Origin of the sequence: Streptomyces caeruleatus (genome assembly GCF_001514235.1) — a bacterium.
GTDB classification, from domain to species: domain Bacteria; phylum Actinomycetota; class Actinomycetes; order Streptomycetales; family Streptomycetaceae; genus Streptomyces; species Streptomyces caeruleatus.
The window spans coordinates 1,056,025-1,081,291 of sequence record NZ_KQ948924.1 but is presented as its reverse complement, the minus strand read 5'-3'; the positions used below and the strand labels follow the sequence as shown (position 1 = coordinate 1,081,291).

Sequence of the window (25,267 nt, the reverse complement as noted above, 5' to 3'; positions counted from 1 at the left end):
CGGTTCCCCCATCCCTGACCCCAGAGATCAGGGGCCGCACTCTATGGCATCCCCCTCCTCTGTGATCGCGAATCGGCGAACATCGGCAAACCCCGCTCAGCCGCCCCGGCGGCTACTGCCGGTACCCGCTCAGGAACCGCCCGATCCGCCCGATCGCCGCCTCCAGGTCGTCCGCGTAGGGCAGGGTCAGGATCCGGAAGTGGTCGGGTGTCGGCCAGTTGAAGCCCGTGCCCTGGACGACCTGGATCTTCTCCCTCAGCAGCAGGTCCAGGACGAACTTCTCGTCGTCGTGGATCTTGTACACCTTGGGGTCGAGGCGCGGGAACGCGTACAGCGAGCCCTTCGGCTTCACGCACGACACCCCGGGGATCTCGTTGAGCTTCTCCCAGGCCACGTTGCGCTGCTCGCACAACCTCCCGCCCGGCGTGGTCAGTTCCCGGATCGACTGGCGGCCGCCGAGCGCGGCCTGGATGGCGTACTGCGCGGGGGCGTTGGCGCACAGCCGCATGGAGGCCAGCATCGTCAGGCCCTCCAGGTAGTCCTTCGCGTGCTGCTTGGGGCCGGTGACGACGAGCCAGCCGGAGCGGAAGCCCGCCACCCGGTACGTCTTCGACAGGCCGCAGAAGGTGAGGACGACCAGGTCGGGGGCGAGGGTCGCGACCGAGTGGTGCACGGCGTCGTCGTACAGGATCTGGTCGTAGATCTCGTCGGCGAAGACCATCAGGCCGTGCCGGCGGGCGAGGTCGAGGATGCCCTCCAGGATCTCCTTGGGGTAGACCGCGCCGGTGGGGTTGTTCGGGTTGATGATGACCACGGCACGGGTGCGGTCCGTGATCTTCGACGCCATGTCGTCCAGGTCCGGATACCAGTCGGCCTGTTCGTCGCAGAGGTAGTGGACGGCCTTGCCGCCGGCGAGGGTCGTCACCGCCGTCCAGAGGGGGAAGTCCGGGGCGGGGATGAGGATCTCGTCGCCGTCCTCGACCAGGGCCTGTACGGCCATGGAGACCAGCTCGGACACGCCGTTGCCGAGGAAGACGTCGTCGACGCCGACCTCAAGGCCGAGCGTCTGGTAGCGCTGGGCCACGGCCCGGCGGGCGGAGAGGATGCCGCGCGAGTCGGTGTAGCCGTGCGCCTGGGGGAGCATCCGGATCATGTCCTGGAGGATCTCCTCCGGCGCCTCGAAGCCGAAGAGCGCGGGGTTGCCGGTGTTCAGGCGCAGCACGCTGTGGCCCGCCTCCTCCAGCGCGTTCGCGTGCTCGATCACCGGGCCGCGGATCTCGTAACAGACCTCGCTCAGCTTGCTCGACTGCCGGAACTCCATGCGCGCTCGCCCCTCCGGTTTCGTGTGTTGCTTGGTTTTACCAAGTTCGAGCTTGGAAAGTCCAACAACATGTCTAGACTGCGTCGCATGTCACCTCGCCGAAGCTACGACCAGTACTGTTCCGCCGCCCGGGCGCTCGACGTCGTCGGCGACCGCTGGACCCTGCTGATCGTCCGGGAGCTGCTGGCCGGCGCGCGTCGCTACACCGACCTCCACGCGGACCTGCCGGGCGTCAGCACGGACGTCCTCGCGTCACGGCTGAAGGACATGGAGCGCGACGGCCTCACCACGCGCCGCCGGCTGCCCCCGCCCGGCGCGGCCTACGTGTACGAACTCACGCCGCGGGGGCGGGAGTTGCTGCCCGTGCTCCAAGCGCTGGGCGCGTGGGGGCAGGCCGAGCTGGGGGAGCGGCGGCCGACGGACGCGGTGCGGGCGCACTGGTTCGCGCTGCCGCTGCTGCGCGGGCTGGAGGGGGAGGGGCTGGTGGAGGTCCACCTGGAGGAAGGGGTGTTCCACCTCTGGGCCGGTGCCGAGGAGGATCCCGTGTACCGCGAGGGGCCCGCTCTGATCGAGCCCGACGTCCGGCTCGTCCTGGACGCCGACACGTGCGGGGCGCTAGGCCGGGGGGAGTTGAGCGTCGCGGACGCGGTGCGCGCCGGTCGTATCGAGGTGACCGGCGACGGCGTCCTGGCGAAGGCGCTGCGGGACGAGTGAGACGCCAAGGCGCTGCGGGACGAGTGAGACGCTAAGGCGCTGCGGGACGAGTGAGACGCGAAGGCCCGCCGCACCTCGGCGCGGCGGGCCTGTCGACGAACCGTCAGGCGCCCGGCGGCACCCGCGTCGGCCGGCCCGACCCACGCGTCAGCGTGTAACCGCCGACACCCGCCAGCGCGGCCAGCGCACCGCCGATCGCCGTCCACACCCACCGGTCGGACCACCAGCCGGACGCCCAGCCGTCCTCGGGCTCGATGCTGGACAGCACGGCCGAGGCGGACGAACTCTCCTCGTCCTCCCGCGACTTCACCGCGACGCCCGGCACCAGCGGCTCCGCCAGCGAACCGTCCACCGCCGCAGCACCGCCAACGTCCTTCGAGTCGGCCCGGACCTCGGCGCCCACCGGCAGACCGAGGTCGGAGGTGGGAACGTCCACGACCGTCAGCCGGATGTAGTACGTGCCCGGCAGCGGGTCATCGGCCCACGGCTCCGACCAGGCACGCACGGTGCGCAGCACGCAGTCCAGCTCGACGGAGGCGGCGTTCGCCGGGGCGGTCCGCGTCTGCGCCCCGTACTGGCAGGCCTGACGGCGCCGCAGACCGTCGTACACGTCGATCTGCCAGGTCTCGGCGGCATGCGTGTCCGGCAGCTTCACCGTCGCCTTCACGGTGGGGCGCTGTCCGGCGTCGGCGGGGAACGACCAGTACAGGTAGTCGCCCGTGGAAGCGCTCGCCGTGGCCGTCTGGCCCTGCTCGAACTCGGCCGCCGTACGGAAGGAGGTGCCCGCCTGGCTCGGCGCGCCGGAGTCCTCCGACGCGCTCGGCGACGGCGAGGAGTCGGCGACGGCCGGGGCGACCGCAAGCCCGAACATCAGCGCGGTCGCGCTCAACACTCGTGTGATCCGCATCAGTTGGTCCTCCAGACCGCGACCCGCCAGCGCGACAGCCAGCCCCAGACGAGACCGGCGAGGAAGCCGGTGAGGACGAGCGCGCCGAGCAGCCACCAGCCGCGCCCGAGACCGAAGGCGGCCACGTCGCTCGACGCGTCCGGCCCGTGCACGACGTCGACGGTCAATTCCAGCGGCAGACCGGGGGTGGTCTTCACCCCGCCCGCCGCGGAGAAGGAGTGCGTGACCTGGAGACACACCGTCTCGGGCGCGACCTCACCCTCCACGTCCTCCCGCTCGGCCTTCGGGTAGCGCAGGCCCGTCGAGATCGCGTCGGTACGGCCGTTGCCCGCCGCCTCGCCGCGGACGATCTCCCGGCCGCGCTCGGTCGTCGCCCGCAGCAGCAGCCCGTACGACGGGTTCACCTCGCGGTCGGCCGCCGCGCTCACGGAGGCGCGCAGTTCATAGCCGTCCGGGACGTCCACGCGGTACCAGCGCTGCTGCCCGAACTCCTCGCGGTCGGTGTACAGGCCGGACTTCAGCGTGGGCGCCTTCGCGCACTGGTCCGCGCCCGTCGTCGCGACCGGCGTCACCACCGGGTCGGCCGCCCGGTCCACCAACTGGTTGACCTTGTCGGTGAGTTCGTCGGTGTGCTCGACCGAGGTGAAGGTGCCGCCGGTCGCCTCGGCGATACAGCTGAGCTGCTGGCGCAGCTTGGTGTTGGGGACCAGGCCGAGCGTGTCGATGGTCAGGCCGATGCCCTTGGCGGCGATCTCGCGGGCCACCTCGCACGGGTCGAGCGGGGCGCAGGTGTCCTCGCCGTCGCTGATCAGCACGATCCGCTTGGAGCCCTCGCCGCCGTCCAGGTCCTCGGCCGCCTTCAGCAGCGCCGGACCGATCGGCGTCCAGCCGGTGGGCGTCAGGGTCGCCACCGCCGTCTTGGCCTCGGTGCGGTCCAGCGGGCCGACCGGGTAGAGCTGCGCGGTGTCCTTGCAGCCCGTCTTGCGGTCGTCGCCCGGGTAGTTGGCACCGAGGGTGCGGATGCCGAGCTGGACCTCCTCGGGGGTGGCGTCCAGCACCTCGTTGAAGGCCTGCTTCGCCGCGGCCATCCGTGACTGGCCGTCGATGTCCTTCGCCCGCATCGAACCGCTGACGTCGATCACGAGATCGACTTTCGGAGCGGTGGCGGTGGTCTCGTCGGCGTTCGCCCCGGCCGGGAAGGCTATCCCGGCCGTGAGCGCGGCGAGCAGGGCGCAGACCCCGGCCGCCAGCCGTTGTGTTCTGATCATCGGCGGATCTTATTGATCAGAGGTGTCACGCTTCAAACGAGGTCGGAACACCTGTCAGAACACCTGCCGGCCACCGGTCAGATCCCCTGCCGGCCACCGGTCAGAACACCTCGGTGACCAGCGGGTTGGGCAACTCCGCCCACTGGTCCCCGGCCGTCCCCGGCGACAGCCGCATCAGCGACAGCGCCTTCGTCGGCAGCGGCTCGGCGCGCAGCGCGGCGAGATCCACGGTGGCCGGCAACTCCCGTACGACCGCCTCCAGCGCCCCGCGCAGCGCCGTCCCCGAGCCCGCCGTACCCGCCAGCGCCCCGGCCACCAGCGAGCCGAACAGCTTGCGGCGCAGAGTCGGCACGTCGTCCGTGACGATCCGGCCCGTCAGCTCCGGCATCGGGATGCCGTGCCGGGCCAGCCGTGCCGGGCTGATGCGGATGTCGGCGAGGTCGCGGTAGACCAGCCGCACCGGGGAGCCGTCCGCCGACAGCACCACGAGCAGGTTCTGGCCGTGCGCCTCCAGCGCCACACCCGACTCCAGCAGCCGCAGCCCCACGGTGAGTGCCAACCGCGTGAACTCGGCCAGCCACGCCGGGGACTCGGGCAGTTCGGTGGTGGCGAGCGCGGCCACCGGCACGACCCGCTCGCCCGGCCCCGCGTACTCCCGCGGCGACTCGCGCAACACCGCCGCCAGATCGGGGGAGCCGGCGGTCGCCGCCCCCAGGGTGCGGGTCATGTGCAGCAGCCCGTCCGTCCGCGCCGCCAGTGTCTCCGCGAAGTCGGACAGGGTCGCCGACAGGGAGATCGAGTACCCCGAGATGTCCCGCACGGAAGACGTCAGCCGGGCGCTCAGCGCGGTCTTGACGTGTGGTCCGTCGGGCAGGGCGAGGGTGCGCAGGGACATCAGCGGGTGCGCGGCCAGTCCGTCGCCGCAGGGGTCGCAGGGCCGCTTGAGCACATGCTCGGCCTGCCACGGATGCACCGGGATCAGCAGCCGCTCCCCGTCCCGCATCCCCTCCGGCCACCCGCCCGTCACCAGGCACTCGTCCGCTCGCACCGGCACCAGCCCCAGCGTCACCACCGGCCGGTGCTCCGGCCCGTACGCCAGCTGCTCGGCGACCGAGAACCCCGGCCTGGAACGGCAGTTGGGGTGGAACGGATGCCCGTCGACGACCCGCTGCTCCCACTCCCACTCCCAGTCACGCGCCGGCCACTCCTTCGGGTGAGCGCCCCGCCCGGCCCGCGACAACGCCAACGAGGCCACGCTGTGGCCGAGTTCGGCCGCGAACGCCGCCCCGTGCGGCACGGACAGGTCCGTCAGCAACCGGGCCGGATCGTCGTACGACGCCTGGTCGAGACGTACGGCGGTGACGTACGCGGCGGTGGCGTACGGGTCCGCGTGCGGGCCGTGCAGCAGGCGGCCGTCCGAAAGGCGCAGGGTGAGGCCCTCCCGGCCGCGCTCGCGCCGGGCGACCCAGGGCAGCGGCTCGTGCGCCAGGGCACGCCACAGCCGGGTCAGGACGGCCGCCCGGGCGCCGGGGAGCTCGGCGGCGTACCGCGACGCGAGTCCGGGGCGTACGTCGGCCAGTTCGGCGGCGACCTCGGCCTCGGCGCTGGGAAGACGGTGCACGGGCGGGCTCCTCGGGTACGAGTAGGGCGTCGGGCCAGGCGCCGACGACGGACATACTGATCGTCTTCCTGCCCGGAACGGACCGTAGAGACCGTCCTGAACGGACTTGTAGAGACCGTCCTGAACGGACCGTAGAGAACGAGTGGATCGCGTGCACCTCACCCCGCCCTCCGCCGCCGACGTCGCGGACGTCGCGGACCGCGCCGACGCCCACGCGGTCGCGCCCCTGCTGAACTGCCTGCTGCGCGAGGTGGCCGAACCCCACGGTGTGTCCGGCGAACGCCAGGTGTACCGCCTGCCGGGGTCCGGCCGCCTGCTGCGGGTCCTCGGCGCACGGCGGCCCGCCGAGCCCGAGGTCCGCGCGGACGGCACCTGGCGGCGCGTCGGCCACACCGAGCTCGTCAAGCTCGTCGCCGACGAACTGCGCCGCCACACCGGTCTGTCCAACCACGAACTGCCCGCCGAGATGATCGACAGCCGGGACGCGGTGGCCGCGCTGCTCACGGCACGCGCGCGTGCGACGCCGCCGCAGGACCTCTACCTCCGCTCGGAGCAGTGCCTCCTCACCGGCCACCCCTACCACCCCGCCCCCAAGGCCCGCGGCGGCGGCCCGGTCGCCGCCTGGCTGCCCTACGCCCCCGAGGCGCACGCCCGCTTCCCGCTCACGCTGCTCGGCCTGCGCGAGGACGCCGTCGTCGAGGAGGGCGACACCGCGGCCCTGGACGCGCTCGGCGCCGCCCCGCCCGGCTATCGGCTGCTGCCCGCCCACCCCTGGCAGCTCGGCCTCGTGGACCTCGCGCCCGCCTTCGCCGACGGCCGGCTGATCCGGCTCGGCACGTCCGGTTTCGACGCCTGGCCCACGGCCGCGATCCGCACGCTCTACGCCCCCGAGCGCGACCTTTTCCTGAAGTTCAGCCTCGACGTGCGCATCACCAACGACATCCGCCGGCTGTGGCGCCACGACCTGCTGAAGCTGCGCCGCACGGACGCCGCGGCCACGACCGCCCTTGCCGCCGGCCGCGCGGCCTGGCTGAGCGACCGCGGCTACCGCACCGCCGACTTCGCCTTCGAGGAACTCGCCGTCCTGGTCCGCGACGGCTTCCACGACCGGCTGCCGCCCGGCACGACCCCGCTGCTCGCCGCCGCCCTCGTGGAAGGCTTCGACGGCAGCCCCCTCGACGCCACGGCGGACCCGGCCGCCTGGTGGGAGGCGTATCTCGGCGCGGTCGTGCCGCCCGCCCTCGCGGCCTTCGCCGACCACGGCGTCGTACTCGAGGCACACCTGCAGAACACCCTCGTCGCCGTCGACGGCGACGGCACCCCCGTGCGGGCCGTCTTCCGGGACGCCGAGGGCGTGAAGCGGCTGCCGGAGGTGTCCCGGGCGGCCGGCTGGGAGCGGCTGGTGTACTGCCTGGTCGTCAACCACCTCGTGGAGATCGCCGAGGCCCTCGTCGAACGCCACCCGACCCTGGACCCCTGGCCCGCCACCCGCCGCGAACTCGCCCGCCACGACCTCCCCGAGATCCCCCGCCTGCTCGCCTCGCCCACCCTCCCCGGCAAGACGAACCTGCTCCTGCGCTGGACGAACGCCGACGGCGCGGACGCCCGCTACCTGCCTCTGCCGAACCCGCTGGCCCGCCCGTGATCTGAATTACCCTGGCCGGTGTGCTGCGCGATGTGACTGCTGTTCGATACGTGACCCCGTTGCGGTCCGGCGGCTCCGTGCCCGGAGTCGTCGAGGCCGACGACCTCGGCACGTACGTCGTGAAGTTCACCGGCTCCGCACAGGGCCGCAAGGCGCTGGTCGCCGAGGTGATCGTCGGTGAGCTGGCCCGCGCGCTCGGCCTGCGCTTCCCCGAGCTGGTCCTGGTCCACTTCGACCCGGTGATCGCGGACAGCGAGCCCCACCAGGAGGTGCGCGACCTCCACAGCGCGAGCGCCGGCGTCAACCTCGGCATGGACTATCTGCCGGGCGCGAAGGACTTCACCCCCGAGGTCGCCAAGGCCTTCCCCGTCGATCCGCTGGAGGCGGGCCGGATCGTCTGGCTGGACGCCTTGACCGCGAACGTCGACCGTACGGTCCACAGCTCCAACCTGATGGTCTGGCCGACGCTCGGGACCGTCCCGCCCCGCCTCTGGCTGATCGACCATGGCGCCGCCCTCGTCTTCCACCACCGCTGGGACGGCTCCGACCCCGAGAAGGCGTACGACTTCCGCCACCACGCCCTCGGCCACTACGGGCCCGACGTACGCGCCGCCGACGCCGAACTCGCGCCCAAGGTCACGGAGGACCTCCTGCGCGCGATCGTCGCCGAGGTGCCGGACGCCTGGCTCACCGACTTCGCCTCGCCCCGCGAGGCCCGCGAGGCCTACGTGACGTACCTGCACGCGCGCGTGCGAGCGTCCGAGGTCTGGCTGCCCACCGATTTCCCCAGCCGCGCGGAACTGGCGGCCGAAGAGGCCCAGCGCGCGGCGAAGACCCGGCAAGGACGGCCGAACTGGCTCAAGCGGGTCCCCGACCTGCACGGCAAGCCGGCCGCGGAACAGGATTGGTCGGTGCACCTCGGATGACGGAGGCTTCTTTGCGCGAGTCGGGGCGGGTCGAGATCGAGTACTGCACCCAGTGCGGATGGCTGCCCCGCGCCGCCTGGCTGGCGCAGGAACTGCTCACGACCTTCGAGGCGGAGCTGTCCGAAGTGGCACTGAAGCCCGGCAAGGGCGGCGTCTTCGTCGTCCGCGTCGACGACGAGGTCGTCTGGGACCGCCGCGACCAGGGCTTCCCGGAGCCGACGGCCGTCAAGCAGGCCGTACGCGACCGAGTGGCCCCGGGGAAGTCCCTGGGCCACTCGGACAAGCCTGCTCCCTGAGGGTTCAGCCCCGCAGCTGCTCGTACGCCGGCAGCGTCAGGAAGTCCGCGTAGTCCTCGTCGAGGGAGACCTCCAGGAGCAGGTCGTGGGCCTGCTGCCAGTGGCCGGCCGCGAAGGCCTCCTCGCCGATCTCGGTGCGGATGGCGGACAGTTCCTCGGCGGCGACCTTGCGGGCCAGTTCCGGGGTGGCGTGCTCGCCGTTCTCGAACTCGACGCCCGCGTTGATCCACTGCCAGATCTGGGAGCGGGAGATCTCGGCGGTGGCCGCGTCCTCCATGAGGTTGAAGATGGCGACCGCGCCGAGGCCGCGCAGCCAGGCCTCGATGTAGCGGATGCCGACCTGCACGGCGTTGACCAGGCCCGGGTACGTGGGCTTGGCGTCCAGCGAGTCGACGGCGATCAGGTCGGCGGCCTGGACGGCGACGTCCTCGCGCAGGCGGTCCTTCTGGTTCGGCTTGTCGCCGAGGACCTTGTCGAAGGACTCCATGGCGATCGGGACCAGGTCGGGGTGGGCGACCCAGGACCCGTCGAAGCCGTCGTTCGCCTCGCGGTCCTTGTCGGCGCGGACCTTCTCGAAGGCGACCTTGTTGACCTCGGCGTCCCGGCGGGACGGGATGAACGCCGCCATGCCGCCGATCGCGTGCGCGCCGCGCTTGTGGCAGGTGCGGACGAGGAGTTCGGTGTACGCCCGCATGAACGGGGCCGTCATCGTGACCGCGTTGCGGTCCGGCAGGACGAACTTGGCGCCGCCGTCACGGAAGTTCTTGACGATGGAGAACAGGTAGTCCCAGCGGCCGGCGTTCAGCCCGGAGGCGTGGTCGCGCAGTTCGTAGAGGATCTCCTCCATCTCGTACGCGGCCGTGATGGTCTCGATCAGGACGGTCGCGCGGACGGTGCCCTGCGGGACGCCGACGTAGTCCTGCGCGAAGACGAACACGTCGTTCCAGAGGCGGGCCTCCAGGTGCGACTCCGTCTTCGGGAGGTAGAAGTACGGACCCTTGCCGAGGTCGAGCAGGCGCTGGGCGTTGTGGAAGAAGTACAGGCCGAAGTCGACGAAGGCGCCGGGGACCTGCTCACCGTCGATCTGGAGGTGACGCTCGTTCAGGTGCCAGCCGCGCGGGCGCATCACGACCGTGGCGAGCTCGTCGTCGGCCTTGAGCGCGTACGACTTGCCGGACTTCGGGTCGGTGAAGTCGATGTTGCGGGTGTAGGCGTCGGCCAGGTTGATCTGGCCCAGAACGACGTTCTCCCAGGTCGGGGCGGAGGCGTCCTCGAAGTCGGCGAGCCAGATCTTGGCGCCCGAGTTGAGGGCGTTGATGGTCATCTTGCGGTCGGTGGGACCGGTGATCTCGACCCGGCGGTCCTGGAGCGCGGGCGGGCACGGGGCCACCCGCCAGGAGCCGTCCGCGCGGATCGCGGCGGTCTCCGGGAGGAAGTCGAGGGTGGAGGTGCGGGCGATCTCGGCGCGGCGCTCCGCGCGGCGGGCGAGGAGTTCGTCACGCCGGGGCGTGAACCGGCGGTGCAGCTCGGCCACGAAGGCGAGGGCCGCCTCGGTGAGGACCTCCTCCTGCCGGGGCAGGGGCTCGGCGTCGACGATGGCCAGCGGGGACGGCGCTGGTGCGGACATGAGCTGTCACTTCCTTCAGCGAGCTACGTGGACGAGCTGTCGAGCTTCTGGCACCGGGTGCCAGTCTTCCCGGATACGGCTAGCGGCGCCCGCGGAGCAGGCGGGCGCTTCTGAACAGTGGATACTAGTTTCCTCATGGTGGAAGTTCAATCGTTTGTTGATATCGAGATTCTCTGAGTCGAGGCAACGTGGCTCTGGGTGCCACGCTCCTCACTCAAGGTGGGCGAGATCCGCCTCGGTGTCGATGTCGTACGGCTGTGCCACATCCCCGCACTCGACGAGCCCGATCGCCTCCTCCCGCTCCCTCAGATAGGCGCGTGCCCCTCGGTCGCCGGTCGCAGTCGCCGCGATGCCCGCCCAGTGGGCGGCGCCGAAGAGCACGGGATGGCCGCGTACGCCGTCGTAGGCGGCCGCGACGAGCGACGTCTCGTCCTCGTACGCCGCGAGCACCCGCGCGACCGCCTGCGCGCCGATGCCGGGCTGGTCGACGAGCGAGACGAGCGCCGCCACCGCCCCCGTGCCGGTCAGCGAGTCGAGCCCGGCGCGCAGGGAGGAGCCCATGCCCTCGGCCCAGTCCGGGTTCTCCACCAGCACGCAGTCACCGAGCTCCGCCTGCTCCCGTACGGCGGCGGCCCGCGCGCCCAGCACCACGTGCACGCGGGTGCAGCCGGCCGCGCGCAGCACTGCGACGGCGTGCTCGACGAGCGGGCGGCCGCGGTGCCGGAGCAGGGCCTTGGGGCGTCCGCCGAGCCGTCGTCCGCCTCCTGCGGCGAGCAGCAGACCGGCGACCGGTGGGGCTTGTTTCTGCGTCATGCGTCCTGCATACCTGACGTCCGCAAGGCCACCGGGTCTCCTTGGGCTGAATTTCGGTCCGCACGGTGGCGCGCCCGGCGGCGGTGGCGTTTACTGACCCGCGTCCCCGGCGCCCGAGCGACGTCAGGGGGGCTCGACGGGGGACGCGTACTGCTGGCGCACGACGGCGTGCGAGGGGGAGTGCTTTGTTGCGGAGCTTGGGGCAGAGGCCGGTGACGGGCAGCGACGAGGACCTGAGGGTGGTGGAACTGCGGTCGGCGGTGTCTCGCCTGCGCCGCGAACTCGCCGCGCATCCGGCCGAGTTCCCCGACCGCGGGATCGCCGAGGACGAACTCGCCGCGCTGGCCGCGATGGCGATCGACGGGGTGCCGGAGACGTCGCGGCTGCGGAGGGCGCTGCTGCTGATCGCGGGGGCGATCGGGTCGGTGAGTGCGCTGGCCCCGGGGCTCACGCGGGTGCGGGACGCGGTGGAGCTATTCGGGGAGCCGCGCCGCTAGTTCCGCGCACTGCCTTCTTCGCCCCCGCCGCCCCTACCCGTCCCATCCCTGAAGGGGCTCCGCCCCTTCGACCCCGCCAAGGGGCTCCGCCCCCTGGACACCCGCTGTCGGCCCTCCGGGCCTTGTCCTCAAACGCCGGACGGGCTGAAAGTGCCTGACGGGCTGAGGTGTGGCGTCACGCTTGGTTCTGGGTGGCCAGTGCCTCGGAGAGTTCGCCGGCGACCTGCTGCAGCACCGGCACGATCTTCTCTGTCGCCGCCTCCGTCACTCGGCCGGCCGGCCCGGAGATCGAGATCGCCGCCGCGGTGGGGGAGTCGGGTACGGAGACGGCGAGGCAGCGGACGCCGATCTCCTGTTCGTTGTCGTCGACCGCGTATCCGGAGCGGCGTACGTCCTCCAGGGCCGCGAGGAAACCGTCCGGCGTGGTGATCGTCTTGTCGGTCGCGGCCGGCATGCCGGTCCGGGACAGCAGCGCGCGCACCTCCTCCGGGGGGAACCCGGCGAGGAGGGCCTTGCCGACGCCCGTGGAGTGCGGAAGGACGCGCCGGCCCACCTCGGTGAACATGCGCATCGAGTGCTTGGACGGCACCTGGGCGACGTAGACGATCTCGTCGCCGTCGAGCAGCGCCATGTTCGCGGTCTCGCCGGTCTCCTCGACCAGCCGGGCCAGGTAGGGCCGGGCCCAGGTGCCGAGCAGCCGGGAGGCGGACTCGCCGAGGCGGATCAGGCGCGGGCCGAGGGCGTAGCGGCGGTTGGGCTGCTGGCGGACGTATCCGCACGCCACGAGCGTCCGCATGAGGCGGTGGATGGTGGGCAGCGGCAGCCCGCTGCTCGCGGACAGCTCGCTCAGGCCGACCTCGCCGCCGGCGTCCGCCATCCGCTCGAGCAGGTCGAAGGCGCGCTCAAGGGACTGGACACCACCACCGTTGTTGGCTTTGGCGGCGTCGGTGGTGCTGGCGTTGGACGTCGGCACGGCGCGTTCCTTTCGGGACCGGTGGGAAGGGCAGAAGCCTACCCGCCAGTCGGTTGACTCCCCGCTTGTGCATAGCTACGTTCTGCTTGCCGAAATTATAATTCCACTTTGTGGAAACGTACAGAGAGTATGAGGTGGGTGCACTGTGGAGAAGTGTGCCCTTGACGGCGCGCGAACGGGAGTGAAGACTCCTTCAACAGAAAGTTGAATTCCGCTACACGGAAGTCAATGGCGGCAGAGAGGGGCCCGGGTGTCCGACGCTGAACTGGTGCTGCGCTCGACGCGAGTCATCACCCCGGAGGGGACACGGGCCGCGTCGGTCCTGGTCGCCGCCGGCAAGATCACGGCCGTAGTCGAGCATGACGCCGAGGTACCGGCCGGAGCCCGGCTGGAGGACCTCGGTGACGACGTCCTGCTGCCCGGTCTGGTCGACACGCACGTGCATGTGAACGACCCCGGCCGCACCGAGTGGGAGGGCTTCTGGACCGCCACGCGCGCGGCGGCCGCCGGTGGCATCACCACCCTCGTCGACATGCCACTCAACTCCCTGCCGCCCACCACGACGGTCGACAACCTCCGCACCAAGCAGGACGTGGCCGCCGACAAGGCGCACATCGACGTCGGCTTCTGGGGCGGCGCCCTGCCCGACAACGTCAAGGACCTGCACCCCCTGCACGAGTCCGGCGTCTTCGGCTTCAAGGCCTTCCTGTCCCCGTCCGGCGTGGACGAGTTCCCGCACCTCGACCAGGACCGGCTCGCCCGGTCCCTGGCGGAGATCGCCTCCTTCGGCGGACTGCTGATCGTGCACGCCGAGGACCCGCACCACCTCGACGCCGCCCCGCAGCAGGGCGGCCCCAAGTACGCCGACTTCCTCGCCTCGCGCCCACGTGACGCCGAGGACACGGCCATCGCCCAGTTGATCGCCCAGGCGAAGCGCCTCCACGCGCGCGTGCACGTCCTCCACCTCTCCTCCAGCGACGCCCTGCCGCTGATCGCCGAGGCCAAGCGGGACGGCGTGCACATCACCGTCGAGACCTGCCCGCACTACCTCACCCTCACCGCCGAGGAAGTCCCGGACGGCGCCAGCGAGTTCAAGTGCTGCCCGCCGATCCGCGAGTCCGCCAACCAGGATCTGCTCTGGCAGGCGCTGGCCGACGGCACCATCGACTGCGTGGTCACCGACCACTCGCCGTCCACGGCCGACCTGAAGACCGACGACTTCGCCACGGCCTGGGGCGGCATCTCCGGACTCCAGCTGAGCCTGGCGGCCGTGTGGACCGAGGCGCGCAAGCGCGGGCACGGTCTGGAGGACGTGGTCCGCTGGATGTCCGCGCGGACGGCGCAGCTCGTCGGACTCGACCAGAAGGGCGCCATCGAGGCCGGCCGCGACGCCGACTTCGCCGTCCTCGCGCCCGACGAGACCTTCACCGTGGACCCGGCCGCCCTCCAGCACCGCAACCGCGTGACGGCGTACGCGGGCAAGACCCTCCACGGCGTCGTGAAGTCCACCTGGCTGCGCGGCGAACGGATCGTCGCGGACGGCGAGTTCACCGCCCCGAAGGGGCAGCTGCTCACCCGCGCCGCCCACTGACCCTCCCGCACCCGCACCGGCCGACTCCAGAAAGGCAGAACCACCACCGTGACGGCGATACCCAGCTTCACCGGCGACGCGAACCCCTACGGAGGCGGCGACCCGTACGCGGACTACCGCACCGCCGATTTCCCCTTCACCCAGTACGCCAACCTCGCCGACCGCAACCTCGGCGCCGGGGTCATCGCCGCCAACGACGAGTTCTTCGCCCAGCGCGAGAACCTGCTGGTGCCCGAGCGGGCCGAGTTCGACCCCGAGCACTTCGGGCACAAGGGCAAGATCATGGACGGCTGGGAGACCCGCCGGCGGCGCGGCGCGTCCGCCGGGCACCCGTGGCCGACGGCCGAGGACCACGACTGGGCGCTGGTGCGTCTGGGCGCGCCCGGCGTGATCCGCGGGATCGTCGTCGACACGGCCCACTTCCGCGGCAACTACCCGCAGGCCGTCTCCGTCGAGGGCACGTCCGTGGCGGGCTCGCCGTCGCCGGAGGAACTGCTGGCCGACGACGTGAAGTGGACGACCCTGGTGCCGCGCACGGCGGTGGGCGGACACGCGGCGAATGGTTTCTCCATCGACGTCGAGCAGCGCTTCACCCACCTGCGGGTCAACCAGCACCCCGACGGCGGCATCGCCCGTCTGCGCGTGTACGGCGAGGTGGCGCCCGACCCGAAGTGGCTGGAGGTGCTCGGCACGTTCGACGTGGTCGCTCTGGAGAACGGCGGCCAGGTCGAGGACGCCTCCAACCTCTTCTACTCGCCCGCCACCAACACCATCCAGCCGGGCCGCTCCCGCAAGATGGACGACGGCTGGGAGACGCGCCGCCGCCGCGACCAGGGCAACGACTGGATCCGCTACCGGCTGGTGGCCCAGTCCCAGATCCGGGCGATCGAGATCGACACCGCGTATCTGAAGGGCAACAGCGCGGGCTGGGCGTCGGTCTCGGTGAAGGACGGCGAGACCGGCGAGTGGACCGAGATCCTCCCGCGCACCCGCCTGCAGCCCGACACCAACCACCGCTTCGTCCTGGACGCCCCCGCGGTCGGCACGCACGCGCGCGTGGACATCTTCCCCGACGGCGGCATCTCCCGACTGCGGCTGCACGGCTCGCTGACCGAGCAGGGCGTGGCGGGGCTGGCGGCACGCCACCAGGAGCTGGGCGGCTGACCGTCCGGTCCAGTGAAGCCGTGGGTCCGCCGACGCGGCGGATCCGCTGAACCCGTGGGGCGCACCGGCCGGACAGCACCGGTGCGCCCCACGTCGTGTCACGCCGCGTGGCCGCCGTCCACCGCGAACTCGGCGCCCGTGACGTAGTCCGCCCCGGCCAGGTACGCGACCGTCGCCGCCACCTCGTCGGCCGTACCGAAGCGGCCCAGCGCGGTCATCGCCGCCTGGCCGGCCGCGTAGGGGCCGTCCGCCGGGTTCATGTCGGTGTCGACGGGGCCGGGGTGGACGATGTTCGCCGTGATGCCGCGCGGCCCCAGCTCGCGCGCCAGGCCCTTCGTCAGACCGATCAGGGCCGCCTTGCTGGTCGCGTACAGCGTCCCGCCGGGACCCGGCACCCGCTGGGCCATACAACTGCCGATCGTGATGATCCGGCCCCCGGCGGCCATGCGGGCGGCCGCCGCCTGGGACGTCAGGAAGACGCCCCGGACGTTCACGGCGAGCACCCGGTCCACATCGGTGAGCGCCAGCCCGTCCAGCGGGCCCAGCACGCCGACGCCGGCGTTGTTCACCAGCACGTCGAGGCCGCCCAGCGCCGCCACGGTGCGCTCCGCCGCGCCCGCCGCCTCGTCCGCGTCCGCGCAGTCCGCCCGCAGGGCCACGGCCCGCCGCCCCAGCGCCTCCACGGCCCGGACGACCTCCTCGGCCGCTTCCTTGCCGTTCACATAGGTCACGGCGACGTCCGCGCCCTCCCGTGCGAGCCGCAGCGCCGTCGCCGCGCCGATGCCGCGGCTGCCGCCGGTGACCAGGGCCACCTTGCCGTGCAGGGTCGTGTGGGTGCTCGTCCTGGCTGCGTGAGTCGTTGTCATACGTCCATCCCAGCGCCGCGCCGGCCGAAGTGCTGGCGGCGAACGGACACCGAGATCCGGGGCCGAATCCGGTGGGCCGCGCGGCGATGAGTTGCGGGTGCCGGGCGGGTCTGAGGTGATGACAGCAGACCTCACCCCCGGAAAGAGGCACCCTCATGGGCAAGCTCGTCTCCACCCTCTTCGTCACGCTCGACGGCGTCTACCAGGCCCCCGGCGGCCCGGAGGAGGACACCCGCGGCGGCTTCGAGCACGGCGGCTGGAGCTTTCCGTACGCCGACGACGACTTCGGCCGGTTCATCAACGACGTCTTCGGGCGCCCGGGAGCCTTCCTGCTCGGACGCCGTACGTACGACATCTTCGCGGCCTACTGGCCCAAGGTGACCGATCCCGCCGACCCGGTCGCCGGCAAGCTCAACGCCTTGCCGAAGTACGTCCCCTCCGCCACGCTCACGGACCCCGGGTGGGCCGGCACCACCGTGCTCGGCGGCGACCTCGCCAAGGAGGTCACCGCGCTCAAGGAGCGCACCGACGGCGAGCTCCAGGTCCACGGCAGCGGCGCCCTCGTCAGGTCGCTGCTCGCCCTCGACCTCGTCGACACCCTCCACCTGCTGACGTTCCCGGTCGTGCTCGGCACGGGGCACCGCCTGTTCACGGAGGGCGCCGTACCCACCGCGTTCCAGCACGCCGGCGGCAGCGTCACGAGCACCGGTGTCGCCATCAACTCCTACGACCTGGCGGGCCGGCCCGAGTACGGCTCGTTCGCGCTCCCGGAAGATGCCTGACCAGCGACTCCGGCGTTCTCGCCCGGTCTCGTGGAGATCGCGTGAGGACGCCGGGAGGTACGTTAACTTCCCGAAAACTCATCGGACTTGCCGGGAAATTCTGCCTCGTTGTCATTGACATGCCGCTGTCTACGCGCGTCATCATGAAGCCATGAGATTCCCCCCACGAATCACTCGCATCGGCGCCGCAGCCGCCGTCCTGTCCGCCCTCCTCGTCGGCGGCACCGTCACGGCCACACCGGCGGCCGCCGCCGTCGGCAGCATCTGCTACAGCGCCCTGCCCTCCCAGGCGCATGACACCCTCGACCTGATCGAGCAGGGTGGCCCCTTCCCCTACGACCAGGACGGCACCGTCTTCCAGAACCGGGAAGGCATCCTGCCGAGCCAGTCGTCCGGGTACTACCACGAGTACACGGTCATCACTCCTGGTTCCGACACGCGCGGAGCCCGCCGGATCGTCACCGGTCAGAGCAACCAGGAGGACTACTACACGGCCGACCACTACGAGTCCTTCGACCTGGTCAACTACAGCTGCTGACCGCGTAGGTCCGTAGGTCCGCAGGTCCGCGGGCCCGCGGGCCGCGGTAGGCACCGAGGAACGGTGCGACAGCCGGAGGTCCGGTCCGAGTTCAGCCGGACTTCCGGCTCTCGGCGGCAGCGAACAGCGCGACCGCCAGCACGAGCAGGGCGACGCTCACATAGATCTCGTAGCCGTCGAGAAGGCCGATTCCCTGCACGAGACCCCAGTCCCAGTCGGTGAACTCGTTCAGCAGGCCCACGACACCCTGCGCCAGGGCGATGACTCCGAGGAACTCCAGCAACTGCTTCATGCCATGACTCTCGCCCCGCGGACCCCCCTCGCGCATCGGCCGCGGGGCGAGCCATGACCGACGGAAGTTCAGGTTCCGGGTGGCCGGCCGCGTCCAAAGTCTGCGACGGCGCGACTTTGGTCGGTGATCGTGCCGACAGCGGCGCTCCCGGGGTCGGCACTGCGTAGATTTGTCGATCGTGAGTGGTGACAAGCCGGAGCCCGTACCCCAGGCGTTCGCGGGGCGGCGCTGGTTGCTGCCCTCGGCCCTGATCAAGGAGTTCGACTCCGACGTCGAGTGCCCGGGGCGACCGAGGCGCACCGCACGCGACTGGGTGGTCGACTTCTCCGCCTTCCTGCTGGCCGTGTTCGTCGGACTGCTCGCCGCGGACACGATCCGCAAAGAGGACATCCCGGCCGGCTACGCGGCCGTCGACCAGCTCATCGGCGCGCTCTGCTGCGCCGCGGTGTGGCTGCGGCGTCGTTGGCCCTTCGGGCTCGCCGCAGCGATGGTGCCGGTCACCCTGGTGTCGAGCACGGCGGGGGGCGCCAGCCTGGTCGCCCTGTTCACGCTCGCCGTGCACCGGCCCTTCCGGTACGTCGCCTGGGTGGCAGGGGCGTACGCGGCCATGACCGCGGTGTTCTACTGGTTTCGCCCCGACCCCGACCTGCCGTACGGCTGGACCCTCGTCCTGGCCGCGTTGCTGACCGTCGCGGTCGTCGGCTGGGGCATGCTCGCCCGGTCCAAACGGCAGCTCATGCTCAGCCTGCGCGACCGTGCCCGGCGCGCCGAGACGGAGGCGCGGCTGCGGGCCGAGCAGGCGCAGCGGCTCGCCCGTGAGGCCATCGCCCGGGAGATGCACGACGTCCTCGCCCACCGGCTGACGCTGCTCAGCGTGCACGCGGGCGCACTGGAGTTCCGGCCGGACGCGCCCCGCGAGGAGATCGCGCGGGCGGCGGGCGTCATCCGGGAGAGCGCCCATGAGGCCCTCCAGGACCTACGGGAGATCATCGGCGTGCTGCGGGCGGGGGAGCCCGACGACACCAGCCGCCCCCAGCCGACCCTCGCGGCGCTGGAGACGCTGGTCACCGAGTCCCGCGAGGCCGGCATGAAGGTCACCCTCGACCAGCGCGTCACCGACCCCGCCGCCGTCCCCGCCTCCGTCGGCCGCACCGCCTACCGCATCGCCCAGGAGGGTTTGACCAACGCCCGCAAGCACGCGCCCGGCACGGAGGTCACGGTGACGGTGACCGGCGCACCGGGCGAGGGCCTGTCCATGGCGGTGCGCAATCCCGCGCCCGAGGGCGAGGTCCCCCACGTCCCCGGATCCGGACAGGGGCTGATCGGGCTGACGGAACGGGCGACGCTGACGGGCGGACGGCTGGAGCACGGGCCGGGCGCGGACGGGGGGTTCGAGGTGCGGGCGTGGTTGCCGTGGGGGTGACGTCCGTCGGTTGGGGAGCGGGGAGGTCAACGGGCGCCCCGGCGCACGCCGTTGCGGCTCCCGCCGCGTTCCCCACGGGGCTCCGCGTCGTCCGGCCCCGCCGCCGAGTACAACCGTGATTACGTAAGCCACATGACTGCGATCAGACTCCTCCTCGTCGACGACGACCCGTTGGTCAGGGCAGGGCTGTCCTTCATGCTGGGCGGCGCCGAGGACATCGAGATCGTCGGCGAGGCGGCCGACGGCGGCGAGGTCGAGCCGCTGGTCGACCGCACCAGGCCCGACGTGGTCCTGATGGACATCCGGATGCCGTCGGTCGACGGACTGACCGCCACGGAGCGGCTGCGCGGCAGGAAGGACGCCCCGCAGGTCGTGCTGCTGACCACCTTCCACGCCGACGAACTGGTGCTGCGCGCCCTGCGGGCAGGCGCCGCCGGGTTCGTGCTCAAGGACACCCCGCCCGCCGAGATCGTCGACGCGGTGCGCCGGGTGGCGGCCGGGGACCCGGTCCTGTCGCCCACCGTGACCCGCCAGTTGATGGACCACGCGGCAGGCACCGCCGCCGACACCCGACGGGCACGCGCGCGTGGGCGGCTCGCCGCCCTCAACGACCGTGAGCGGGAGGTCGCCGTCGCGGTGGGCCGGGGTCTGGCCAACGCCGAGATCGCGGCGGTGCTCTTCATGAGCGTCGCCACCGTGAAGACCCATGTCTCCCGCGTCCTGGCCAAGCTCGACCTCAACAACCGTGTGCAGATCGCCCTGTTGGCGTACGACGCGGGACTTCTGGAGGAACTGGAGGAGGACGGGCACTAGTCGCCGCTCCCGCGCGTTGTCGAGTTGGCGGGAGGGGAGTTTGGTGGGTGGGGGAGTGCGGTGGGAGGGGGGAGCGTCATGGCGGAAGTGATCGACCTGGGGGAGTTCGGGGAGGGGTTCCGAACCGACCCGCATCCCGTGTACGCGCGGCTGCGCGAAGCCGGGCCGGTGCACCGGGTGCGGCTGCCGGTGCCGGACGAGCACCATGAGACCTGGCTCGTCGTGGGGTACGAGGAGGCGCGTGCGGCGCTCGCCGACCCGCGGCTGGCCAAGGACGGCAGCAAGATCGGGGTGACCTTCCTCGACGAGCAGTTGATCGGGAAGTATCTGCTGGTCGCCGACCCGCCCCAGCACACCCGCCTGCGCGGCCTCATCACACGCGCGTTCACGATGCGGCGCGTCGAGGAACTCCGGCCGAGGATCCGGCAGATCACCGACGGACTGCTCGACGCGATGCTGCCGCACGGCCGGGCCGACCTGGTCGACTCGTTCGCCTATCCGCTGCCCATCACCGTGATCTGTGAACTGCTGGGCGTGCCCGAGATGGACCGCACGGAGTTCCGCAAGCTGTCCACGGAGGCCGTCGCGCCGACCAGTGCCGAGAGCGAACACGACGCGTTCGTCCGCCTCGCCGAGTACCTCACCGAGCTCATCGAGGACAAGCGTCGCGCCGGCCCGAGCGCCGACCTGCTCAGCGAGCTCATCCGCACCACCGCCGAGGACGGCGACCGGCTCTCTCCGCAGGAACTGCGGGGCATGGCCTTCATCCTGCTCATCGCCGGCCACGAGACCACGGTCAACCTCATCGCCAACGCCGTCCACGCCCTGCTGACGCACCCGGACCAACTGGCCGCCCTGCGCGCCGACATGACCCTCCTCGACGGCGCGATCGAGGAGGCGCTGCGCTACGAGGGCCCGGTGGAGAACGCGACGTTCCGGTTCGCCGCGGAGCCGCTGGAGATCGCCGGGGTGCCGATCGCGCAGGGCGACGCGGTGATGGTCGGCCTCACCGCCGCCGACCGCGACGGGGCCCGCTTCCCGGCCCCGGACCGCTTCGACATCCGCCGCGACGCCCGCGGCCACCTCGCCTTCGGCCACGGCATCCACTACTGCCTGGGCGCACCCCTGGCCCGCCTGGAGGCCGGCACGGCGATCCGGTCCCTGCTGGACCGGGCCCCGGACCTCGCCCTGGACGGGACGCCGGGCGACTGGCTCCCCGGCCCGCTGATGCGCGGGGTGCGGAGCCTGCCGGTGCGCTGGTAGTGGGCGGCTGTCGAGGTCCCTCCGGCTGTCACGGGGAGCGGGGGCGGGGGCGGGGTCGGGGCGTGCGGGTGCGTTGCTCACCGCCGTCACAGAGCCGCAGCCGAATTCCCGCCCAGGAGTTCCGCGAGTGCGACCGGTCTTCGCTCCCGCCGCGACAGTTCGCACGCTTCCGCGACCCGCAGGGCCTGGAGGGCCTCGCGCCCGTCGCAGGGGTTGGCCCGCTCGCCGCGCACCACCTCCACGAAGGCGTTCAGCTCCGCCTCGTACGCCGGCCCGAACCGCTCCAGGAACCCGGACCACGGCTTGTCCGCCGCGGGCGGCCCGGTCGGTTCGGTGGACGCGATCGGCGTACGGTCGTCCAGGCCCACCACGATCTGGTCCGACTCCCCGGCCAGCTCCATGCGCACGTCGTACCCGGCCCCGTTCAGCCGCGTCGCCGTGGCCGTGGCGAGCGTGCCGTCGTCCAGCGTGAGCACCGCCGCGGCCGTGTCGACGTCGCCCGCCGCACGGAACATCGCGGGCCCGGCGTCCGAACCGGCCGCGTAGACGTCGACGATCTCGTGCCCGGTCACCCAGCGCAGCACGTCGAAGTCGTGGATCAGCGTGTCCCGGTACAGCCCGCCGGACAGCGGCAGCCACGCGGCCGACGGCGGCGACTGGTCGCTGGTCAGCGCCCGGACGGTGTGCAGCCGCCCGAGCCGCCCGGACCGTACCGCCTCGCGCGCGCCGACGTACCCCGCGTCGAAGCGGCGCTGGAAGCCCATCTGGAGGATCGTGCCGGCCGTCTCCACCTCGCCGATCGCGTGCAACGTGCCCGGCAGATCGAGTGCGATCGGTTTCTCGCAGAAGACGGGCAGGCCCGACCTTGCTGCCCGACCGATCAGTTCGGCGTGGGCCGACGTCGCCGTCGTGATCACCACCGCGTCCACGCCCCACCGGAAGATCTCGTCCACCCCCGGCGCGGCTGTCTCCCCCAGCCGGTGTGCCAGCTCCTGGGCCCGCGCGACGTCCGCGTCCGTGAGGATCAGCGAGCCTACGTCGCGGTGCCGGCTGAGCGTGTTGGCGTGAATCGTGCCGATGCGGCCCGTACCGATGACCCCGATGCGCATGGAAACAAAGTGCGGGTTCAGTGTGCACGCTGTCAATGCAAATGTCCGGACAATCGAACTACACGACTTCCCGTCAACAACGCGTAGAGCTACAGTCAGGCCGTGCCGAAACCAGAAGTGGACCCGACCGTGGAACTCGAGCTCAGTGTGGACCGGAGCAGTCCGGTGCCCTTGTACTTCCAGCTGTCCCAGCAGCTCGAAGCCGCGATCGAGCACGGAGCTCTCACCCCCGGCAGCCTGCTGGGCAACGAGATCGAACTCGCAGCCCGCCTCGGCCTGTCCCGGCCGACCGTCCGCCAGGCCATCCAGTCACTGGTCGACAAGGGTCTGCTGGTACGCCGTCGAGGCGTGGGTACGCAGGTCGTGCACAGCCAGGTCAAGCGCCCGCTGGAGCTCAGCAGCCTCTACGACGACCTGGAGTCGGCCGGTCAGCGCCCGGCCACCAAGGTGATCGTCAACACCGTCGTCCCGGCGTCCGCCGAGGTCGCGGCCGCGCTCGGGGTCGCCGAGGACAGTGACGTGCACCGGATCGAGCGGCTGCGCCTCGCGCACGGTGAGCCGATGGCGTACCTGTGCAACTTCCTGCCGCCCGCCCTGATCGACGTGGACACCGCACAGTTGGAGGCCACCGGCCTCTACCGGCTGATGCGCGCCGCCGGCATCACCCTGCACAGCGCCCGGCAGACCATCGGCGCGCGCGCCGCCACCGCCGCCGAGGCCGAGCGGCTCGCCGAGGAGGAGGGCGCCCCGCTCCTCACCATGCAGCGCGTGACCTTCGACGACACCGGCCGGGCGGTCGAGTACGGCACCCACACCTATCGCCCGACCCGGTACTCCTTCGAGTTCCAGCTTCTCGTACGGCCGTGAGCGTCACTGCCGTACGAACCTGAGCGGGCGGGGGCCGGAACGCGCGCTGGTCGTAATGTCCAGACAAAATGCTGTGACGCGCGCCGCCCTTTGCCGCCCCGTTCGGCACCCGGTGTGAGCGTGCGGCAGAATCGGGCCTGATGAGCACCTACCGCGACTTCACCGCCCCGATCGGCTCCCGGCGAGCCCCCGTGCTCCGCACCGTGGGACCCCGGGAGCGCCGCTCACACCTGACCGCACCCCGGGTGCCCACCGTCGGGATCGACATCGGCGGCACCAAGGTCATGGCGGGCGTCGTAGACGCCGACGGCAACATCCTGGAGAGGCTCCGCACGGAGACCCCGGACAAGTCCAAGAGCCCGAAGGTCGTCGAGGACACGATCGTCGAGCTGGTCCTGGACCTGTCCGACCGGCACGACGTGCACGCCGTCGGCATCGGCGCGGCAGGCTGGGTCGACGCCGAGCGCAACCGCGTCCTGTTCGCGCCCCACCTGTCCTGGCGCAACGAGCCCCTCAGGGACCGCCTCGCCGGACGGCTCGCGGTGCCCGTGCTGGTCGACAACGACGCCAACTCCGCCGCCTGGGCCGAGTGGCGCTTCGGCGCCGGCCGCGGCGAGGACCACCTCGTCATGATCACGCTGGGCACCGGCATCGGCGGCGCGATCCTGGAGGACGGGCAGGTCAAGCGCGGCAAGTACGGCGTCGCCGGCGAGTTCGGCCATATGCAGGTCGTGCCCGGCGGCCACCGCTGCCCGTGCGGCAACCGCGGCTGCTGGGAGCAGTACAGCTCGGGCAACGCACTGGTCAGAGAGGCCCGCGAACTGGCCGCCGCCGACTCGCCGGTGGCCTACGGGATCATCGAGCACGTCAACGGGAACATCGGCGACATCACCGGCCCGATGATCACCGAGCTGGCCCGCGACGGCGACGCCATGTGCATCGAGCTGCTCCAGGACATCGGCCAGTGGCTCGGCGTCGGCATCGCCAACCTCGCGGCCGCCCTGGACCCGTCCTGCTTCGTGATCGGCGGCGGTGTCTCGGCCGCCGACGACCTGCTGATCGGCCCCGCGCGGGACGCCTTCAAGCGCCACCTCACCGGCCGCGGCTACCGCCCGGAGGCCCGCATCACCCGCGCCCAGCTCGGCCCCGAGGCCGGCATGGTCGGCGCTGCCGACCTGGCCCGCCTGGTCGCCCGTCGCTTCCGGCGCGCCAACCGCCGCCGCGTCGAGCGCTACGAACGCTACGCGCGGTTCGCCGAGTCCCGCCGGTCGTCGTCGCAGGGATCGGCGTGACCGTGTCCGTACCCCGCCAGGCCGACTCCCCGGACGAGCCGCAGCAGCCGCCCGAGGACCGCCGCCACATGATCCGCCGCCGGGCGCTCACCCTGCTCATCATCGTGCTGCTCATCGGCGTCCCCGCCGGCTACCTGGTGATCTCCGCCAACCAGAGCCGCGACAGCGGCAAGGACAAGGAGGAGAAGTACTCGGCGACCGGGCTCGTTCCGCACTGGCCGTCGCGGATCCAGCGCCGCCTGTACCAGGTCCCGGTCCCGGACTATTCGTACAACCTCGCGTACTACGAGACGAACAACTGGAAGACCAGCCGTCTCTACGTCCAGTTCCAGACGGCCGACAAGAACCTGGACTGGTTCTTCGACACGATGGGCGTCAGCCGGGACGACCTGAAGCGGGACGCCATCACCATCAGCGCCCGCGACCAGAAGATCACCGGCTGGGACTTCAGCGGACCAGGCCCGTGGTACGGCTTCACCCACAAGCAGAAGAACCCCGCGCCCACCCAAGACGTCGTCATGAACATGTCCGACCCGGACAACCCGTTCGTGTACGTCGTCTCGCGCACGGTTCCCTGATCACGCCGTGAGTGACCGGCCCGAGCCGGTCGCCGGGGCCGATTGTCAGACCCCGCCCGTAGAGTCGAAGACGGTTGATCC

The 25,267-nt window shown here is 71.8% G+C and carries 25 protein-coding genes; 15 read left to right on the top strand and 10 right to left on the bottom strand.

The features are described from left to right. Positions 1-112: 112 nt before the first annotated feature. Positions 113-1,321: a pyridoxal phosphate-dependent aminotransferase gene (locus AQJ67_RS04710; protein WP_062716665.1), complete on the bottom strand. Its 1,209-nt coding sequence runs from the start codon at positions 1,319-1,321 to the stop codon at positions 113-115. Positions 1,322-1,408: 87 nt separating this feature from the next. Between AQJ67_RS04710 and AQJ67_RS04705 the strand changes: the two genes are divergently transcribed. Then, a complete protein-coding gene (locus AQJ67_RS04705; protein WP_062716664.1) occupies positions 1,409-2,035 on the top strand; it encodes a winged helix-turn-helix transcriptional regulator in 627 nt (208 codons plus the stop codon). A gap of 103 nt (positions 2,036-2,138) precedes the next feature. Here the strand turns inward: AQJ67_RS04705 and AQJ67_RS04700 are convergent, their stop codons facing one another. The 3 genes from AQJ67_RS04700 to AQJ67_RS04690 form a co-directional block, all read right to left on the bottom strand. Then, positions 2,139-2,942: a hypothetical protein gene (locus tag AQJ67_RS04700; RefSeq protein ID WP_062716663.1), complete on the bottom strand. Its 804-nt coding sequence runs from the start codon at positions 2,940-2,942 to the stop codon at positions 2,139-2,141. Further along, positions 2,942-4,210, bottom strand: a complete 1,269-nt coding sequence (locus AQJ67_RS04695; protein ID WP_062716662.1) for a VWA domain-containing protein — start codon at positions 4,208-4,210, stop codon at positions 2,942-2,944. The genes AQJ67_RS04700 and AQJ67_RS04695 overlap by 1 nt, the downstream gene beginning before the upstream one ends. A 100-nt stretch (positions 4,211-4,310) precedes the next feature. Next, positions 4,311-5,831: an IucA/IucC family protein gene (locus tag AQJ67_RS04690; RefSeq protein WP_062716661.1), complete on the bottom strand. Its 1,521-nt coding sequence runs from the start codon at positions 5,829-5,831 to the stop codon at positions 4,311-4,313. Between the two features lie 142 nt (positions 5,832-5,973). Between AQJ67_RS04690 and AQJ67_RS04685 the strand changes: the two genes are divergently transcribed. The 3 genes from AQJ67_RS04685 to AQJ67_RS04675 are packed head-to-tail and all read left to right on the top strand — an operon-like array spanning position 5,974 to position 8,698. Continuing rightward, positions 5,974-7,476 carry an IucA/IucC family protein gene (locus tag AQJ67_RS04685; RefSeq protein WP_062716660.1) on the top strand — a complete coding sequence of 501 codons (1,503 nt, stop codon included), beginning with the start codon at positions 5,974-5,976 and terminating at the stop codon, positions 7,474-7,476. Between the two features lie 20 nt (positions 7,477-7,496). Next, complete coding sequence (locus AQJ67_RS04680) at positions 7,497-8,402, top strand: HipA family kinase (protein ID WP_062716659.1); 906 nt, start codon at positions 7,497-7,499, stop codon at positions 8,400-8,402. Then, complete coding sequence (locus AQJ67_RS04675) at positions 8,399-8,698, top strand: Rdx family protein (RefSeq protein WP_062716658.1); 300 nt, start codon at positions 8,399-8,401, stop codon at positions 8,696-8,698. Before AQJ67_RS04680 ends, AQJ67_RS04675 begins: the two co-directional genes overlap by 4 nt. A 4-nt stretch (positions 8,699-8,702) precedes the next feature. On the opposite strand, the gene aceB is transcribed toward AQJ67_RS04675, so the two are convergent. After that, positions 8,703-10,325, bottom strand: coding sequence for a malate synthase A (gene aceB, locus AQJ67_RS04670; RefSeq protein ID WP_062716657.1), 1,623 nt, complete (start codon positions 10,323-10,325; stop codon positions 8,703-8,705). 210 nt (positions 10,326-10,535) lie between these two features. Further along, on the bottom strand, positions 10,536-11,138 hold the full coding sequence (locus tag AQJ67_RS04665) for a nucleotidyltransferase family protein (RefSeq protein ID WP_062716656.1): 603 nt from the start codon (positions 11,136-11,138) through the stop codon (positions 10,536-10,538). 185 nt (positions 11,139-11,323) lie between these two features. On the opposite strand from AQJ67_RS04665, the gene AQJ67_RS04660 reads away from it, so the two are divergent. Continuing rightward, a complete protein-coding gene (locus AQJ67_RS04660; protein WP_062716655.1) occupies positions 11,324-11,635 on the top strand; it encodes a DUF5955 family protein in 312 nt (103 codons plus the stop codon). Between the two features lie 175 nt (positions 11,636-11,810). Here the strand turns inward: AQJ67_RS04660 and AQJ67_RS04655 are convergent, their stop codons facing one another. Further along, positions 11,811-12,608 (bottom strand): IclR family transcriptional regulator, encoded by a 798-nt coding sequence (locus tag AQJ67_RS04655; RefSeq protein ID WP_062716654.1) that lies wholly within the window; start codon positions 12,606-12,608, stop codon positions 11,811-11,813. Between the two features lie 250 nt (positions 12,609-12,858). Between AQJ67_RS04655 and allB the strand changes: the two genes are divergently transcribed. Beyond that, complete coding sequence (gene allB, locus AQJ67_RS04650; RefSeq protein ID WP_062716653.1) at positions 12,859-14,199, top strand: allantoinase AllB; 1,341 nt, start codon at positions 12,859-12,861, stop codon at positions 14,197-14,199. A gap of 48 nt (positions 14,200-14,247) precedes the next feature. Then, on the top strand, positions 14,248-15,363 hold the full coding sequence (gene alc / locus AQJ67_RS04645; protein WP_062716652.1) for an allantoicase: 1,116 nt from the start codon (positions 14,248-14,250) through the stop codon (positions 15,361-15,363). Between the two features lie 98 nt (positions 15,364-15,461). On the opposite strand, the gene AQJ67_RS04640 is transcribed toward alc, so the two are convergent. Continuing rightward, positions 15,462-16,229 (bottom strand): SDR family oxidoreductase, encoded by a 768-nt coding sequence (locus AQJ67_RS04640; protein WP_062716651.1) that lies wholly within the window; start codon positions 16,227-16,229, stop codon positions 15,462-15,464. Positions 16,230-16,384: 155 nt separating this feature from the next. Between AQJ67_RS04640 and AQJ67_RS04635 the strand changes: the two genes are divergently transcribed. Beyond that, positions 16,385-17,011, top strand: a complete 627-nt coding sequence (locus AQJ67_RS04635) for a dihydrofolate reductase family protein (protein ID WP_062716650.1) — start codon at positions 16,385-16,387, stop codon at positions 17,009-17,011. 151 nt (positions 17,012-17,162) lie between these two features. Then, positions 17,163-17,549, top strand: a complete 387-nt coding sequence (locus tag AQJ67_RS04630) for a guanyl-specific ribonuclease (protein WP_062716649.1) — start codon at positions 17,163-17,165, stop codon at positions 17,547-17,549. A 91-nt stretch (positions 17,550-17,640) separates the two neighbouring features. Here AQJ67_RS04630 and AQJ67_RS04625 read toward each other — a convergent pair whose 3' ends face one another. Beyond that, entirely contained in the window at positions 17,641-17,841 is a 201-nt protein-coding gene (locus tag AQJ67_RS04625; protein WP_062716648.1) for a hypothetical protein, read from the bottom strand. A gap of 178 nt (positions 17,842-18,019) precedes the next feature. Between AQJ67_RS04625 and AQJ67_RS04620 the strand changes: the two genes are divergently transcribed. The 3 genes from AQJ67_RS04620 to AQJ67_RS04610 all read left to right on the top strand — a co-directional run bounded on the left by AQJ67_RS04620 (position 18,020) and on the right by AQJ67_RS04610 (position 21,340). Then, positions 18,020-19,264: a sensor histidine kinase gene (locus AQJ67_RS04620; RefSeq protein WP_208614899.1), complete on the top strand. Its 1,245-nt coding sequence runs from the start codon at positions 18,020-18,022 to the stop codon at positions 19,262-19,264. Between the two features lie 132 nt (positions 19,265-19,396). After that, positions 19,397-20,077: a response regulator transcription factor gene (locus AQJ67_RS04615; protein ID WP_062716646.1), complete on the top strand. Its 681-nt coding sequence runs from the start codon at positions 19,397-19,399 to the stop codon at positions 20,075-20,077. A gap of 78 nt (positions 20,078-20,155) precedes the next feature. Further along, entirely contained in the window at positions 20,156-21,340 is a 1,185-nt protein-coding gene (locus AQJ67_RS04610) for a cytochrome P450 family protein (protein WP_062716645.1), read from the top strand. An 86-nt stretch (positions 21,341-21,426) separates the two neighbouring features. Here AQJ67_RS04610 and AQJ67_RS04605 read toward each other — a convergent pair whose 3' ends face one another. Then, positions 21,427-22,449: a Gfo/Idh/MocA family protein gene (locus AQJ67_RS04605; protein ID WP_062716644.1), complete on the bottom strand. Its 1,023-nt coding sequence runs from the start codon at positions 22,447-22,449 to the stop codon at positions 21,427-21,429. Positions 22,450-22,578: 129 nt separating this feature from the next. Here AQJ67_RS04605 and AQJ67_RS04600 point away from each other — a divergent pair, with 129 nt between their 5' ends. The 3 genes from AQJ67_RS04600 (at position 22,579) to AQJ67_RS04590 (ending at position 25,186) form a co-directional block, all read left to right on the top strand. Continuing rightward, complete coding sequence (locus tag AQJ67_RS04600; RefSeq protein ID WP_208614910.1) at positions 22,579-23,316, top strand: GntR family transcriptional regulator; 738 nt, start codon at positions 22,579-22,581, stop codon at positions 23,314-23,316. A 140-nt stretch (positions 23,317-23,456) separates the two neighbouring features. Beyond that, on the top strand, positions 23,457-24,608 hold the full coding sequence (locus tag AQJ67_RS04595) for an ROK family glucokinase (protein WP_062716642.1): 1,152 nt from the start codon (positions 23,457-23,459) through the stop codon (positions 24,606-24,608). Continuing rightward, positions 24,605-25,186 (top strand): hypothetical protein, encoded by a 582-nt coding sequence (locus AQJ67_RS04590; protein WP_062716641.1) that lies wholly within the window; start codon positions 24,605-24,607, stop codon positions 25,184-25,186. Before AQJ67_RS04595 ends, AQJ67_RS04590 begins: the two co-directional genes overlap by 4 nt. Positions 25,187-25,267: the final 81 nt, after the last annotated feature.

Bases quoted from the DNA above. Each gene is read 5' to 3' on its own strand.
- AQJ67_RS04710 (WP_062716665.1), bottom strand. From the start codon at position 1,321: ATGGAGTTCCGGCAGTCGAGCAAGCTGAGCGAGGTCTGTTACGAGATC.
- AQJ67_RS04640 (WP_062716651.1), bottom strand. From the start codon at position 16,229: ATGACAACGACTCACGCAGCCAGGACGAGCACCCACACGACCCTGCAC.
- AQJ67_RS04700 (WP_062716663.1), bottom strand. From the start codon at position 2,942: ATGCGGATCACACGAGTGTTGAGCGCGACCGCGCTGATGTTCGGGCTT.
- AQJ67_RS04595 (WP_062716642.1), top strand. From the start codon at position 23,457: ATGAGCACCTACCGCGACTTCACCGCCCCGATCGGCTCCCGGCGAGCC.
- AQJ67_RS04705 (WP_062716664.1), top strand. From the start codon at position 1,409: ATGTCACCTCGCCGAAGCTACGACCAGTACTGTTCCGCCGCCCGGGCG.
- AQJ67_RS04695 (WP_062716662.1), bottom strand. From the start codon at position 4,210: ATGATCAGAACACAACGGCTGGCGGCCGGGGTCTGCGCCCTGCTCGCC.
- AQJ67_RS04610 (WP_062716645.1), top strand. From the start codon at position 20,156: ATGGCGGAAGTGATCGACCTGGGGGAGTTCGGGGAGGGGTTCCGAACC.
- AQJ67_RS04635 (WP_062716650.1), top strand. From the start codon at position 16,385: ATGGGCAAGCTCGTCTCCACCCTCTTCGTCACGCTCGACGGCGTCTAC.
- AQJ67_RS04615 (WP_062716646.1), top strand. From the start codon at position 19,397: ATGACTGCGATCAGACTCCTCCTCGTCGACGACGACCCGTTGGTCAGG.
- AQJ67_RS04675 (WP_062716658.1), top strand. From the start codon at position 8,399: ATGACGGAGGCTTCTTTGCGCGAGTCGGGGCGGGTCGAGATCGAGTAC.
- AQJ67_RS04605 (WP_062716644.1), bottom strand. From the start codon at position 22,449: ATGCGCATCGGGGTCATCGGTACGGGCCGCATCGGCACGATTCACGCC.
- AQJ67_RS04625 (WP_062716648.1), bottom strand. From the start codon at position 17,841: ATGAAGCAGTTGCTGGAGTTCCTCGGAGTCATCGCCCTGGCGCAGGGT.
- AQJ67_RS04630 (WP_062716649.1), top strand. From the start codon at position 17,163: ATGAGATTCCCCCCACGAATCACTCGCATCGGCGCCGCAGCCGCCGTC.
- aceB (WP_062716657.1), bottom strand. From the start codon at position 10,325: ATGTCCGCACCAGCGCCGTCCCCGCTGGCCATCGTCGACGCCGAGCCC.
- AQJ67_RS04665 (WP_062716656.1), bottom strand. From the start codon at position 11,138: ATGACGCAGAAACAAGCCCCACCGGTCGCCGGTCTGCTGCTCGCCGCA.